This window comes from Rummeliibacillus pycnus, assembly GCF_002884495.1.
Lineage (GTDB): Bacteria > Bacillota > Bacilli > Bacillales_A > Planococcaceae > Rummeliibacillus > Rummeliibacillus pycnus.
Genome location: NZ_KZ614145.1, coordinates 433,012 through 447,926 on the forward strand (window position 1 = coordinate 433,012; position 14,915 = coordinate 447,926).

A 14,915-nucleotide genomic window follows, 5' to 3' on the forward strand; every position below is an offset into this window, starting at 1 on the left:
ATTTTCAACGAACGGATAATCCAATATATCTATTTCTTATTAGAACAGGAAAGGAAGACATATCCTCAAATGTTTTTGCACCAAATTACTAGTTTTATAGAGCGAGTGGAGGAGAGAAGGTGAGGTATTTAGGATGAAAACAATAACTGTTGATTGGGATGGTCAAAAAGTAAAGTTAACCTGGTTGCCTCAATATCCATTGCAACATCAAGACATCATCACAAGTGTCCATGCAATTTGTTTTCAAAATGATAAAGTATTACTCTCTAAAATTAAAAAAAGGGGGTTTAACTATCCTGGTGGTCATATTGAAAAAGGTGAATCACCAGAAGAAGCACTTCATCGTGAAGTCTATGAAGAAGCATATGTCAAAGGGGAGATTACTTATTTAGGGGTACTAGAAGTTAATCATAAAGAAAATCATTTTTTTAATACCCGTGGAAAATATCCGATTATGAGTTATCAAGTGTTTTATAGAATGGATATCAATACCTGTGATTCATTTTTAAGAGAAAACGAGTCAGTAGCACGTATTTGGGTCGAACCATCAGAAATACCGTATGTAATAGATGATCATGAAATTTCGTTAATTATACTTGAAGAGGCGCTTTCCAATAAAAAAGAACAACAAAAATTGAATGGACTAAAAAAGATATTATGAATTATGAAGATTTAAAACAGAGGTTAGATGTTTATCTACATGATTCTGAAACATTTTGGAATGAATTTTATTCTAACTGTGAAAGAAACATCCTTTTTTTGAAAATAAACCAGATGAAAATTTAGTTAATTATGTTAAACTAGGATTTTTAAATGCAGGGAAAGCTTTAGAATTAGGATGTGGCACTGGGCGAAATGCGATTTTTCTAGCTGAAAATGGATATAAAGTGGATGCAGTTGATCTATCTGAACAATCCATAAAATGGGCAAATGAAAGAGCGACAGAAAGAAATCTGGAAATCAATTTTATCAATCAAAATATTTTTGAACTAAATGTTGAACACGCCAAATATGATTTGATATATGATTCAGGATGTTTCCAACATATTGCTCCACATAGAAGAGTGGACTAAATTCAACTGATAAAAAAATCTCTAAAACCAGGTGAGTCTATCGAGTAAAAAGTCTTCAAGGGGGTTTAGGATTTACTGAAGATAAATTAAAACGAATATTTCAAGATTTCAAGTGTATTGAAATTCGAAAAATGCGGAAAGCAAATGAAAATGAACCTGTTTTTGGTGTTGAGGGATTGCTAACGGCGATTTTTCAAAAAAGGTAGAAATCAAAAGCAAAATCAAAATTTTATTGATCTTGCTTTTTTGTTAAAAAGGTGATGTCCCTATCCAATTATAGGAAGTATTTTAAACAATGAGAATACTTAAATGGGGATAGAAATGGAGATGTAAAAGATGGAATCGAAAGCAAGAATCATTCAACATTATAAACAGTCCATTCAATTTGTTGAAGGATTAAGAGGTCTATCTAATGATCAATGGTTTACGCCAATTGCAGAGGGAAAGTGGTCTACTTGTGAAATCATAGGACATTTAATTCCTTGGGATCGGTTTCTTTTAGAACAAAGGTTACCATCATTGAATGCAAAGATAAAACCGGAAAGTCCGAAAGTGCAAGATGTAAATACGAATGCCGCTTTAGATAGTAAAGAAAAAAAGAAAGAGGATCTTATTCAAGAATTTATCGAAGTAAGATGGAAATTATTACGAAGACTTCATGAACTTTCACAAGAAGTATTTGAGCAAACTTTCGTAATCGGTAAAAGTAATTTGACATTAGTAGGGTATTTTGATGGTTTGATCAAACATGACTTGCATCATTTTCAGCAAATTACAAATTTCTTAAAAACTTCTGGGAATTAGTGGTGATAATTAGGGGGGAATAATGAAAATAGTAGGATGTTTGCACGCACATTATTCAAATATTAACTATCTTGAAAAAGCACTTTCGCAATATCCGATTACGCTACATCATTTTGTAGATCCAGCATTAATCATACGTATTTCTACAGATCCTTCATTCACAACTGAAGAAGCAAAGAAGAAGGTCATGGAAAAGATTGAGTGGATTTCTGCTATCGGGGTGGATGCAATTGTGATTACATGTACAAATTATAGTGCAATTTTAGATGATACAAATAAGTGGAAAATACCGATTATTAAAATTGATGAACCATTTTTTAAAAGGTTTTCACAATTACCTTCTCCTAAAAAGCTAATTTTTACAAACCCTGAAACGGTGAAAGGGACAACTAAAAGGCTTAACGATTTTTTACGACAAAAAAAGAAAACCATACATTACAGCATAGAAATTATACCTAGCGCGTTTGAATATTTAATGGATGGAAATACAAAAGCACATAATGAAATTGTTTTTAAGCAATTAAGCCAGATCATCAACCATGCTTCGGATAATTTGGCAGTTGCACAGTTGTCAATGGCTGAAGTCGTAAACAATATAAATGCAAGAATCTTAAATCCACTGGACCCTTTGATAGACGCAATTCTATTGCTACTTCATATAGATAAAGTTGATGATAAGATACATTAAATAGTTTATGAAGCAAACACAAAACGAATAGAAAGACAAGCAACTGATTGTTAAAAAGCAACAGTTGCTTGTCTTTTTCTTTTGCATCTCCAACTCTACTGATCGATCAATGGACGTATATTGCAAAATAATCTATTATTAAATATTTTTATATAAAAAATTCATAAAAAGGTTCTTTCATACATAAAATAAAAGGTAAATGTATTTTCATTTCATGACTTAATGTATGAACCCGTTTATCTTTTTAATGCATATGAATGGAGTAAAATACGTCAGTTTTTGTTTCTAAGTGTCGATCTTTAGCAAAACGGATGAAATATTAATAGAATCGTTAAATAGATATAACTTAAAAATACAAAAAGTAGAATATTATGCATTTTTATAGAATAATAAATACAAGTTATAGACATTATAGAAAGTTGGTGATATATTGTAATTGTATTAAATGTGAATTTTTAGCAAGACTATTCTAGCTTATCTGTACTCATACACAAGGATTTGCAAATGGGGAGATATGTATGTCCAAGCAATCGATTAAGGAACGTATTCTTGAAACAGCCTTGGATTTATTCCAACAAAAAGGGTATCACGGTGTTTCTGTTGATGAAATTGTTGAACAGGCGGGAACATCAAAAGGCGGTTTTTATCATAATTTTAAATCAAAAGATGCCCTCTTATATGAAATTCATAATGTGTTTATTTCCTATGTTTTACAGCAAACAAAAGAAGCTTATGACGGGTGTGATAATCCCATTGAAAAGCTGTGTGATATGTTGTATTCATTTACAAATGTATTTGATATATATAATCGGCATATCATTGTTTTTTATGAGGAAGGAACCTATTTACCTCCAGATTATAAACTAATCATTAAAGAGAAACGCAGTGAGTACCGAAAGTTAATCGAACAAGTGATAGAAGACGGGAAGAAAACGGGGTATTTTCGAAAAGAAATTTCTACAACAATCACAACAATGGCAATTATCGGATTAGTGAATTGGACGTATAAATGGTATCGACAAAATGGATCACTAACAATGGAACAAATAACCTTGTATTTTAATGATTTAATACTTAGAGGAATTGTAACACCAAAAGGTTATGAAGAAGCAAGTTCACACCAGTTGTTACTTCAAGGTTATCAGAACTAAATCCGTTTTTTTTAATATGAATACAAACCGACTAGTCGGTACCGGAAAGTTACAGAAAAAGGAGGAATTATAGATGAATTTTGAATTAACGAAAGAACAGCAAATGATCCGTGATATGGTCCGCGATTTTGCAAAGGCTGAAATCGAACCATATGCACGTGAACTTGATGAAACACATACTTTCAGAAAAGAGAGCTTTGACAAAATGGCTGAGTTAGGTCTTTTCGGAATTCCGTTCCCAGAACAGTATGGCGGCTCAGGTGGAGACACAATTTCATATGCGTTAGCAGTTGAAGAAATAGGACGTGCTTGTGGGGGAACAGGATTAAGTTATGCAGCAGCAGTAAGTTTAGGTGCAACGCCTTTTTATAATTTTGGTACCGAAGAGCAAAAACAAGAATTTTTAGTACCCATGGCGCAAGGAGAAACGCTAGGATCATTTGGTTTAACAGAGCCAAATGCTGGTTCTGATGCTGGTGGTACAAAAACAAAAGCTTACTTAGATGGTGATGAATGGGTAATCAATGGGGAGAAATGTTGGATTACCAATGCATCTTATGCTCGCCAAATAGTTGTTACAGCTGTGACAGGTCAAAATGAAAAAGGGAAAAACATTATTACAGCCATTATTGTCCCTACGAATACTCCTGGAGTAAAAATTCGTTCTGATTATAAAAAGATGGGCGTTCGTGCATCCAATACATGTGAAATCATCCTTGAGAATGTCCGTGTCCCAAAAGAAAATGTATTAGGTGATGAGAAAAAAGGCTTTGGCCAGTTTTTAAACACATTAGATGGTGGACGCATTTCTATTGCAGCATTATCTGTTGGAATTGCACAAGCAGCATTTGATAAAGCACTGGCCTACTCAAAAGAGCGTAAACAATTTGGCCAGTCTATTTCAAAATTCCAAGGAATAAGCTTTAAATTAGCGGACATGGCAATGGAAATTGAATTAGCGCGCAATATGGTTATGAAGGCAGCGTGGTTAAAGGATCATGGTAAGCCATTTAAAAAAGAAGCGGCATTCGCAAAATTGTTTGCTTCTGAAATGGGCTTTAGAACATGTAATCAAGCGATTCAAATTCATGGGGGATCAGGTTATATGGCAGAATACGATGTAGAACGTCATTTACGTGATATTAAGTTAATGGAAATTGGCGAAGGAACTTCCGAGATTCAAAGAGTTGTCATTTCTCGTATTTTAGGTTGCTAGTTTTAGAACAAATGAATACTAGGAGGAAATTTGCATGGCAGAACTTGTTTATCAAACGATTGGCGAGCTATTGGAAGAAAAAGTGGTATTAAATCCTGACAGAGAAGCACTTGTTTATACGGATCGTGATTTGAGGATGACATATGAACAGTTTAACCAACATGCTGATGAGGTGGCCAAAGCTCTGATGGCAATCGGCCTAGAAAAAGGTGACCATTTTGCCGTTTGGACGACTAATGTGCCAGAGTGGCCAGGATTACAATTTGGATCTGGAAAGATGGGAGCTCCACTTGTAACCGTTAATACAAATTATCGTGCTACAGAGCTTGAGTATTTACTAAAACAATCTGATTCACGAGCAATTGTGTTAATTGATCAATTTCGTGATTATTCGTTTATCGAAACACTTTATGAAATATGTCCTGAATTATCAACAAGCCAGCCTGGGCAACTTGAAAGTGCTCGTTTACCACTTTTAAAAACCGTGATCGTAATAAGTGAAAATCATTATCCAGGTACATTTAGTTATGATGAGTTTCTTTCAAATGGTCAAAAAACTTCTGATGAACAACTAACCGAGCGTAAAAAGTCCTTATCCTATGAAGATGTTATAAATATTCAATATACATCTGGTACAACCGGTTTCCCTAAAGGTGTCATGTTACGTCATTCTAATTTAATCAATAATGCGATTAATATTGCAGAGTGTATGAAGTTAACAAGTGAAGACAAGCTTTGTATTCCAGTACCATTTTTCCATTGTTTTGGTTGTGTAATTGGAACATTAGCCATCGTTTCTGTTGGCGGAACAATGGTACCAGTGCAGGAGTTCAATGCAGAAGAAGTATTGCGTACTGTTGAAAAAGAAAAATGTACAGCTTTACACGGAGTACCAACGATGTTCATTACTGAGTTGAATTTACCGAATATTCGAAATTATGATTTATCGTCTCTACGGACGGGAGTAATGGCAGGATCCAATTGTCCAATCGAAGTGATGAAAGATGTTATGAATGTCATGGGGATGAGTGATATTACCATATGTTATGGTCAAACGGAATCATCACCTGTATTAACACAAACACGAACAGAAGATCCAATTCATTTGAAAGTTGAAACAGTAGGTCGTGCCTTGCCGAATGTTGAAGTTAAAATAATGGAACCAGGAACAAACATTGAATTACCTCGTGGTATGCAAGGTGAGATTTGTGCACGAGGCTATGTTGTAATGAAAGGCTATTACAATAATCCAGATGCAACAAGAGAAGCAATTGATGAAGATGATTGGCTTCATACTGGCGATCTTGGAACGATGGATGATAATGGATATGTTCGTGTCACCGGAAGATTAAAAGATATGTTCATTCGTGGTGGTGAAAACATATATCCACGTGAAATTGAAGAGTTTTTGTATCAATATCCAAAAGTACAAGATGTACAAGTTGTAGGCGTACCAGATGAAAAGTACGGGGAAGAAGCAGCTGCTTGGATTATTTTAAAAGACGGTCAAACTTCATCTGAAGAAGAAATTCGAGCATTTTGTGATGGTAAGATTTCTCGCCACAAAATCCCTCGTTATATTTACTTTGTGAATGAATACCCGATGACAGCATCAGGGAAAATCCAAAAGTTTAAGCTTCGTGAACAATTCCAAGGGTTTACAAAATCCTTAAAATGAGGAGGTCTTCATCATGTTTAAAAAAGTGCTAATCGCAAATCGTGCCGAGATTGCTAGAAGGATCATACGTACGTGTAATAGATTAGGGATTGAAACAGTAGCAATCTATTCTGAAGCTGATGCAGAGAGTTTGTATGTTAGAGAGGCAACAGAAAGCTACTGTATCGGTAAGCCACCGGTATCTCAAAGTTATTTAAATATAGATGCGATTATCGATATAGCTAAAAAGTCGAAGGTAGAGGCAATTCATCCAGGCTACGGTTTGTTATCTGAAAATGCTACATTCGCAAAACGTGTAGAGGAAGAAGGAATCATTTTTATTGGTCCTAAATCAGAAGTTATTGAAGCTATGGGTAGTAAGTTAAAAGCACGTAAGACAATGGCAGCTGCAGGCGTACCCATTGTAGAAGGTGTCAATGAACCGATTGCAGATACAGATGAAGCAGCAAAAATAGCCCAAGAAATTGGTTATCCTGTCATGTTAAAAGCATCTGCAGGTGGTGGTGGAATTGGCATGCAGCTTGTCCATGATGAAATTGAACTTCGTAAAGCATTTGAGGGAAATCAAAAACGTGCACAAAGCTTTTTTGGTGACGGAACCATGTTTATCGAAAAATATATTGCTGAGCCACATCATGTAGAGGTACAAATTTTGGCAGATCACTATGGTCACATTCTCCCAGTCTTTGAACGAGAATGTTCTATTCAACGTAGAAATCAAAAAGTGGTAGAGGAAGCACCATCACCGTTTATTTCCCAGGAAACACGTGAAAAAATGCTTGATGCAGCAGTGAATGCAGCAAAAACAATTGGTTATACAAATGCAGGAACGATTGAATTTTTAGTTGATCGTACACAAAACTTCTATTTTTTAGAGATGAATACGAGATTACAAGTTGAGCATCCTGTCACAGAAGAAATTTCAGGACTTGATCTAGTAGAAGAACAACTAAAAATTGCAAACGATGAGAATTTAACGATAACTAGAAAAGATCTACAGAAAAATGGTCATGCAATTGAAGTACGAATTTATGCAGAACATCCGATCACATTTTTCCCTTCACCTGGAAAAATCACGAAGTTAGTTTTACCTTCAAGTGATGGTATTCGGCATGAAGTTGCTGTCGAATCAGGAAGCGTAGTTACCCCATTTTATGATCCAATGATTGCAAAACTAATCGTTTGGGCTCCAACCCGCATTGAAGCTTGTGAAAAATTAGTAGACGCACTTTCCAATTATGTCATAGAGGGGATTCACACAAATATTCCTATGTTATTAGAGGTTGTAAAACATGAACAGTTTAAGAATGGAGTAACAACAACAAAATTCGTAGAGGAATTTTATAATTCAGAAAATTCTACGATCAGTAAATAAACTGGAATTTCCGTATTTTTAAAATAGTAATTCATTACGATGGAGGGATATTATATGACAATGGTAAAAGCAAGTATGGCAGGTACGGTTTGGAAAATATTAGTATCTGAAGGGGATAAAGTTGAAGCTGGCCAAGATGTCGTGATTTTAGAATCGATGAAAATGGAAATTCCCATTGCAGCAGAAGAGACGGGAACGGTAAAACAGGTGATTGCAGCAGAAGGTGATTTCATTAATGTAGATGATGATTTAGTGGAGATCGAATAATGATCGCACTTCCAAAAAGTGTTCAAATCAAAGAAGTTGGTCCACGTGACGGTCTGCAAAACGAAAAAAGATTCATCGAAACGGCAGATAAAATCGCAATCATCGACAAGTTAAGTAAAACAGGGCTCGATTACATTGAGGTAACGAGCTTTGTTCATCCTAAATGGATTCCTCAGCTAGCTGATGCTGTTGAAGTATTAAAAGCTATTAAACGTCAAAAAGGTATTACATATGCGGCACTAGTGCCAAACAGTAGGGGGTTAGATCGTGCATTAGAAGCAGACGTAGATGAAGTCAGTATCTTTATGTCAGCAAGTGAGGGACATAACAAAGCCAATATCAATAAAACCATTGATGAAACGTTCCCTATTTTAAAGGAAGTAGTGGAAGGAGCATTATCTTCAGGGAAGACGGTGCGTGGTTATATTTCAACTGTGATCGCCTGTCCTTATGATGGTTATGTACAACCGACTCAAGTAGTAAAAGTGGCTGAAAGGCTATTTGAAATGGGCGTTACAGAAATTTCACTAGGAGATACGATTGGGGTTGGTGTACCAACACAAGTCGATACTCTTTTAAAAGAGATCTTACGCTATTTTAACGCAAATCAAATAGCCATGCATTTTCATGACACTCGCGGAACTGCATTAGCAAATGTGATGACAAGTCTTTCAAATGGCATTAATAAGTTTGATAGTGCAATTGGCGGACTAGGTGGCTGTCCATATGCAAAAGGTGCTTCAGGAAATGTAGCGACAGAAGATTTGTTGTATTTACTCCATGGAATGGGGATTGAAACAGGAATCAGTCTTGATAAAATTCAACAGACCGCATTATTTTTAGAACAAAAAATGGAGAAACGATTAAATTCAAAGTTAGTGGCAGTTGCACGAGGGGAGGACTTTGATGTTACAGTTCGTTCACTTAGAAATTGAACAAGGTATTGCAATCGTAACATTATCGAGAGCTGATGCAGCGAATGCATTATCTGTACACATGTTAAAGGAGTTAAGGGAAACACTTGAAACCATTCAATATCATCAAGGGGTGCGCGTTGTTATTGTCACAGGTCAAGGGGACAAGGCTTTTTGTGCAGGTGCAGATTTAAAGGAACGAAACGGGATGAATGAAATAGAAGTAAGGAAAACAGTTGCAATGATTGGTCAAACAGTAACTATGTTTGAATCATTAGCGCAGCCAGTGATAGCAGCCATTAATGGTGTTGCCTTTGGTGGTGGATTAGAATTAGCACTAGCCTGTGATATTCGATTAGCGAGTAGTCATGCAAAAATGGGCCTTACTGAAGCTTCACTTGGAATTATACCAGGCGCTGGAGGCACACAACGCCTTCCAAGATTAATCGGACTTGGTAAAGCAAAAGAGCTGATTTTTACAGCGCGTCGTTTATCAGCAATCGAAGCTAAGGAATATGGAATCGTTGAACATGTTGTAGCTCCTGAGGAATTACTTTTTAAAGCAAAAGAGCTTGCGAGTGAAATGGCAAAAAACGCGCCATTATCTCTTGTTCAGGCAAAGAAAGCCATGAATGAAGGTTTGCAAACAGATATTCATACGGCTCTGCAAATTGAATCTTTAGCTTATAGTCGCTTACTCCATACAGAGGATCGACTGGAGGGGTTAAATGCTTTTAAAGAAAAGCGAACACCAGTATATCAGGGCAAATAAAAGGGGGATGGGAGAAATGACAGAATTAACAGTTGAAAACAAACATAAGCAACTAAAAGATACAATTCTTAAAGGTGGAAAAGCAAAATACCATGAAAAAAATAAAGAACAGGGGAAACTATTTGTTCGTGAACGACTAGAACTGTTATTTGATGATGGGATTCTTGCAGAAGATGGAACCTTTGCTAATATACTTGCTGGAGATTTACCAGCAGATGGTGTGGTTACAGGTATTGGAAAGATACATGGCCGCACAGTATGTGTAATGGCCAATGATTCAACTATAAAGGCAGGATCATGGGGAGCACGTACAGTAGAAAAAATTATTCGTATTCAAGAAACAGCTGATAAGCTTGGGGTTCCTTTATTTTATTTAGTAGATTCTGCTGGAGCACGTATTACCGACCAAATAGAAATGTTCCCAGGTCGTCGAGGTGCCGGACGTATTTTTTATAACCAAGTAAAATTATCAGGACGAATTCCACAAATTTGTTTACTATTTGGTCCTTCTGCTGCGGGCGGTGCATATATTCCAGCATTTTGTGATGTTGTCGTTATGGTAGAAGGCAATGCTTCTATGTATTTAGGTTCCCCTCGAATGGCTGAAATGGTGATCGGTGAAAAAGTTGACCTTGAAACAATGGGCGGTGCTAAGATGCATTGTTCTATTTCTGGGTGTGGAGATGTTTTAGCAAAAACAGAACAAGAAGCAATTGCCTATGCCCGTCAGTACATCAGTTATTTTCCAGATAATTTTAAAAACAAACCTCTATTAGAACAACCGAAACTACCTGCTACATTTGAGAAATCGATTGCAGAATTGATTCCTACTAATCAAAATGTTCCATTTAATATGTACGATTTAATCGATCGAATTATTGATGAAGGATCATTTTGTGAAGTGAAAAAATTATTTGCTGCGGAAATGATTACTGGATTTGCCCGGATCAATGGACAATCTGTAGGGATCATTGCAAACCAGCCTCGTGTAAAAGGTGGAGTTCTGTTTCATGATTCTGCGGATAAAGCTGCAAAGTTTATAAGTCTTTGTGATGCTTACCATATCCCTTTACTATTCCTAGCAGATGTGCCAGGATTCATGATTGGTACGCAAGTAGAGAAACTGGGTATTATTCGTCACGGAGCAAAGATGATTTTCGCCATGAGCGAAGCAACGGTACCTAAAATTACAGTGATTGTTCGAAAAGCGTATGGAGCAGGGTTATATGCAATGGCAGGTCCAGCATTTGAACCGGATGTTTGTATTGCATTAACGGGCGCACAAATTGCAGTGATGGGTCCAGAAGCAGCGGTAAATGCTGTGTATGCAAATAAGATTGCACAGTTACCAAAGGAAGAGCAAGCAAAATTTATTGAGGAACGTCGCAATGAATATCGAGAGGAAATTGATATCTATCGCTTAGCATCTGAGTTAATCATTGATGATGTAATTGAGCCAAATGAACTACGACAAACATTAGAGAAGCGTTTGGAAGTTTACCAATCAAAGGAAATCACATTTACCAATCGTAAACATGGAGTTAGTCCCGTTTAGTACTTGTTCAATTATAGTTTACTTAAAAAGGCGAAATGCTATTGAAAAGCATTTCGCCTATTGTTCGTAGAAAGTAGCTAAAATTCTTCTATACTTCATTGATTAAATATATTTTCCGTATTTACCTAGTAACTCTTTTGTTTTTTGTTTACCAAGTATTTTTTCAATTTCTTTCATCACGTGATCGGGGATACCTGTTAAGACCCATTGGATCGAAAACGATGAAAGAAGTGGGCGGAGTTTTTGTATTTCTTTTTTCGAAAGTGGAATCTGATAAGTTTTGGCATATTCAGCTAGCTCCTTATCTGATTTACGGTTGATTTCACTTAATAGGGTAAGGTAATCCATTTACTCATCCTTTCAAGTTTTAGTTCTTTACAAAGCGCCCTTAATCTATTATACTTTGATTTTGTAAATCGTAATGATTATGAATTAGAAAGAAGCGAAGTGTATGGCGCAGCAGCCTTTAATTGAATTACAAAATGTCTCATTTCAATATGAATATACACAAGTGTTAACTAATATTTCTTTAACAGTAAGAGAAGGTGATTTTTTAGCATTACTTGGTCCAAACGGCTCTGGAAAATCAACTTTATTGAAAATAATTTTAGGCTTACTAAAACCTACAAAGGGCACTGTAAAGTTGTTTGGAAATCCAAGTTCATCTTTTAAACATAGAGAGTGGATAGGTTATGTTTCTCAAAAATCCAATTCTTTTAATTCGGGATTTCCTGCTACTGTAAAGGAAGTTGTAGAAAGTGGACTTACTAAAAAAATTGGCCTATTTAAAAAGCATTTGCCCAAGCAACAAGAAAAAGTGATGAAATCCTTACAAGCAGTGGGCATGGAGAAGTTTGCAAATCGTAATATTGGTGAACTTTCTGGTGGTCAGCAACAACGAGTTTTTATTGCTAGAGCTCTAGTAGCAGAACCAAAATTGCTTATTTTAGATGAACCAACCGTCGGAATTGACCACGAAAATGTGCAGTCATTCTATGATATGCTTACTGAATTGAATGAGCAACTTCATATGACGATGATCTTAGTGACACATGATGTGGATACAGTATCCAATACAATTAGCCATGTGGCTTGTTTAAATCAAACAATCCACTTCCATGGATATAAAGACGATTATGAATCCTTATCCGATGATCAATTAAATGCATGGTACGGGCATGCAGTACGTAAAATTCATCATGACAATAAGGAGATACAAAAATGATCGAATCCATCCTACACTATGACTTTTTGCAGAATGCCTTCTTGTCTGGCATTATTATCGGAGTAATTGCTCCATTACTGGGCGTTTTTATCGTTGTTCGTCGATTATCCTTAATCGCTGATGCATTAAGCCATGTGACCTTAGCTGGTATTGCGGGAAGCTTATACTTAAGTCAAAGTGTCGCAGCATTTGCAACATTAAACCCTATTTATCTAGGGATTCTTTCTGCGGTAGGGGGTTCTGTTCTAATCGAACGACTTCGCAGATTATATAAACATTTTGAAGAATTGGCAATTCCAATTATTATGTCAGCAGGTCTTGGCTTGAGTGCAATTTTCATCTCATTAGCACAAGGTTTTAGTACCGATTTATTTAGTTATTTATTTGGCTCTGTTTCGGCCGTTAGTAGACAAGATTTATGGATTGTCCTTGGAATTGCTATATTAGTAATCGCATTTACAAATCTTTTTTACAAAGAACTATTTGTTTTATCATTTGATGAAGAATATGCAAAAGCAAGTGGCCTACCAGCCAAAACAGTCCATCTATTATTTATGGTCGTAACTGCACTTGTCATTGCAGCTAGTATGAGAATAGTTGGAATATTACTTGTATCATCATTAATTACATTACCTGTAGCTGCAAGCATCCGAATTGCAAAAGGATTTAAACAAACGATCTTCTTTGCCATTTTATTTGGAGAACTTGCAGTCATTATTGGTTTAATGACAGCCTTCTATTTAAATTTGGCTCCAGGTGGTACAATTGTAGTAACATCAATTTTAATATTATTACTTGTTATATTAGGAAAGAAAATTGTGATGGCAATACGCGCATAGGATTGAAGGGAGCACTAGGGTTATGAATTTAACAAAAGCATGGGAAATCTTAAAAGCGAGTGGCTTTAAAAAGACAGATAAACGTGAACAAATATTAGAAATGTTCGAAGCTACAGAAAAATATTTAACAGCCCGCGACCTGCTTGTTGTCATGAAAAAAGACTACCCTGGAATGAGCTACGATACAATTTATCGCAATTTATCTACGTTTGTAGAATTAGGTATACTGGAAGAAACCGAGTTATCTGGAGAACGTCATTTTCGCATGCAATGTGAAACCGAACATCATCATCATCACTTCATCTGTATGGAATGCGGTAAAATTAAAGAAATCCACCTTTGCCCAATGGATATGCTCCAGGAACAACTTCCAGAGTATGAGATCGAGAATCATAAATTTGAGATTTATGGTAAATGTCCAGAGTGTATAAGGAAAAGCCAGTTAAAGTAACTTTAACTGGTTCTGCTACTTCCTAAAAAATATTATCAATAACATATAGAATATGCATACCACATCACAATTGAAATGGTATGCTTTTTTTATTGATATCAACACAAGTTGTAATGACAAACTAATAATTTCTTGTACTAATTACGTAGTTTAAAGATTAGAAATAGAAGAGAATTAAATAGATGTTGTTAAAAGAAAAATAATATTGATTAGGTGTTAACCTGGATGTATATTTTATTTATCATAATATACCTTTGTAAGGAATAGGAGAAAATTTTAAATACTACCCTCATATAAAATATTTCTTATTCCTTACAATTACTTTTAGTATGATGATTGAATAATAAAATGAAGGATCGATAAGGAGAAAATGATGATGGAAAAGACAGCATTAATTATTATTGATTTGCAAATAGGTGTTCAGCCAGAGGATGCTTCACTTTATAACTTAGCTAATGTTCTAGAAGGGGTAAATCAAAGAATTCGTTTGTTTAGAGAAGAAAATCATCCAATAATTTTTGTTCAACATCATGATCATGAACTAATTCTTAATTCTACAAAGTGGCAACTTTTCCCTGAGTTAGATGATAAAGAATCGGATATCTATATCAACAAAACGCATGCTAATTCTTTTTACAAGACTAATTTGCAAGATGAACTAAGAAAATTAAATATACATAAAATTGAAATTTGCGGAGCGCAAACAGAATACTGTGTAGATACGACGATTCGAATGGCTCATGGTTTAGGCTATAAAGTTTTTATGAAAAAAGGGTTAACGACAACATTAAACAATGAACTTTTAGGAGCGAAAACAATTATTCAACACCATGAGAATTTATGGGATCGTCGATTTTTAACGTTTATATAGAAATTGTTGGAAGAATAACAGGGGATATAGATATAA

At 35.5% G+C, this 14,915-nt stretch carries 16 protein-coding genes and 1 pseudogene; 16 read left to right on the top strand and 1 reads right to left on the bottom strand.

Annotation, left to right across the window (positions count from 1 at the left end; genetic code table 11):
• The first annotated feature begins 133 nt into the window (after positions 1–133).
• From CEF14_RS02145 to CEF14_RS02200, 12 genes and pseudogenes are all read left to right on the top strand, one after another.
• Positions 134–661, top strand: a complete 528-nt coding sequence (locus tag CEF14_RS02145; protein ID WP_102691326.1) for an NUDIX domain-containing protein — start codon at positions 134–136, stop codon at positions 659–661.
• A pseudogene (locus tag CEF14_RS02150) lies at positions 658–1,279 on the top strand (class I SAM-dependent methyltransferase). Before CEF14_RS02145 ends, CEF14_RS02150 begins: the two are co-directional and overlap by 4 nt.
• A gap of 130 nt (positions 1,280–1,409) precedes the next feature.
• Positions 1,410–1,877 carry a DinB family protein gene (locus CEF14_RS02155; protein WP_102691327.1) on the top strand — a complete coding sequence of 156 codons (468 nt, stop codon included), beginning with the start codon at positions 1,410–1,412 and terminating at the stop codon, positions 1,875–1,877.
• Positions 1,878–1,899: 22 nt separating this feature from the next.
• Entirely contained in the window at positions 1,900–2,565 is a 666-nt protein-coding gene (locus CEF14_RS02160; RefSeq protein WP_102691328.1) for a hypothetical protein, read from the top strand.
• Positions 2,566–3,083: 518 nt separating this feature from the next.
• The gene (locus CEF14_RS02165) at positions 3,084–3,716 is read left to right on the top strand and encodes a TetR/AcrR family transcriptional regulator (RefSeq protein ID WP_102691329.1); all 633 of its coding nucleotides are present in this window, start codon (positions 3,084–3,086) and stop codon (positions 3,714–3,716) included.
• 73 nt (positions 3,717–3,789) lie between these two features.
• Positions 3,790–4,932 carry an acyl-CoA dehydrogenase family protein gene (locus tag CEF14_RS02170; protein WP_102691330.1) on the top strand — a complete coding sequence of 381 codons (1,143 nt, stop codon included), beginning with the start codon at positions 3,790–3,792 and terminating at the stop codon, positions 4,930–4,932.
• 34 nt (positions 4,933–4,966) lie between these two features.
• On the top strand, positions 4,967–6,610 hold the full coding sequence (locus CEF14_RS02175) for an AMP-binding protein (RefSeq protein WP_102691331.1): 1,644 nt from the start codon (positions 4,967–4,969) through the stop codon (positions 6,608–6,610).
• A 13-nt stretch (positions 6,611–6,623) separates the two neighbouring features.
• Entirely contained in the window at positions 6,624–7,985 is a 1,362-nt protein-coding gene (locus tag CEF14_RS02180) for an acetyl-CoA carboxylase biotin carboxylase subunit (RefSeq protein ID WP_102691332.1), read from the top strand.
• A gap of 54 nt (positions 7,986–8,039) precedes the next feature.
• A complete protein-coding gene (locus tag CEF14_RS02185) occupies positions 8,040–8,252 on the top strand; it encodes an acetyl-CoA carboxylase biotin carboxyl carrier protein subunit (protein ID WP_102691333.1) in 213 nt (70 codons plus the stop codon).
• Complete coding sequence (locus CEF14_RS02190) at positions 8,252–9,187, top strand: hydroxymethylglutaryl-CoA lyase (RefSeq protein WP_102691334.1); 936 nt, start codon at positions 8,252–8,254, stop codon at positions 9,185–9,187. Before CEF14_RS02185 ends, CEF14_RS02190 begins: the two co-directional genes overlap by 1 nt.
• The gene (locus tag CEF14_RS02195; protein ID WP_102691335.1) at positions 9,159–9,938 is read left to right on the top strand and encodes an enoyl-CoA hydratase; all 780 of its coding nucleotides are present in this window, start codon (positions 9,159–9,161) and stop codon (positions 9,936–9,938) included. Before CEF14_RS02190 ends, CEF14_RS02195 begins: the two co-directional genes overlap by 29 nt.
• A 16-nt stretch (positions 9,939–9,954) precedes the next feature.
• Positions 9,955–11,493: an acyl-CoA carboxylase subunit beta gene (locus CEF14_RS02200; RefSeq protein WP_102691336.1), complete on the top strand. Its 1,539-nt coding sequence runs from the start codon at positions 9,955–9,957 to the stop codon at positions 11,491–11,493.
• Positions 11,494–11,595: 102 nt separating this feature from the next.
• Here the strand turns inward: CEF14_RS02200 and CEF14_RS02205 are convergent, their stop codons facing one another.
• Positions 11,596–11,841 (bottom strand): DUF2624 family protein, encoded by a 246-nt coding sequence (locus CEF14_RS02205; RefSeq protein ID WP_102691337.1) that lies wholly within the window; start codon positions 11,839–11,841, stop codon positions 11,596–11,598.
• A gap of 103 nt (positions 11,842–11,944) precedes the next feature.
• Between CEF14_RS02205 and CEF14_RS02210 the strand changes: the two genes are divergently transcribed.
• The 4 genes from CEF14_RS02210 to CEF14_RS02225 all read left to right on the top strand — a co-directional run bounded on the left by CEF14_RS02210 (position 11,945) and on the right by CEF14_RS02225 (position 14,879).
• Positions 11,945–12,718, top strand: coding sequence for a metal ABC transporter ATP-binding protein (locus CEF14_RS02210; RefSeq protein WP_102691338.1), 774 nt, complete (start codon positions 11,945–11,947; stop codon positions 12,716–12,718).
• Positions 12,715–13,557, top strand: a complete 843-nt coding sequence (locus CEF14_RS02215) for a metal ABC transporter permease (protein WP_102691339.1) — start codon at positions 12,715–12,717, stop codon at positions 13,555–13,557. The genes CEF14_RS02210 and CEF14_RS02215 overlap by 4 nt, the downstream gene beginning before the upstream one ends.
• Positions 13,558–13,579: 22 nt before the next feature.
• The gene (locus tag CEF14_RS02220; RefSeq protein WP_102691340.1) at positions 13,580–14,008 is read left to right on the top strand and encodes a Fur family transcriptional regulator; all 429 of its coding nucleotides are present in this window, start codon (positions 13,580–13,582) and stop codon (positions 14,006–14,008) included.
• Between the two features lie 376 nt (positions 14,009–14,384).
• The gene (locus CEF14_RS02225) at positions 14,385–14,879 is read left to right on the top strand and encodes a cysteine hydrolase family protein (RefSeq protein ID WP_102691341.1); all 495 of its coding nucleotides are present in this window, start codon (positions 14,385–14,387) and stop codon (positions 14,877–14,879) included.
• Positions 14,880–14,915 lie beyond the last annotated feature (36 nt).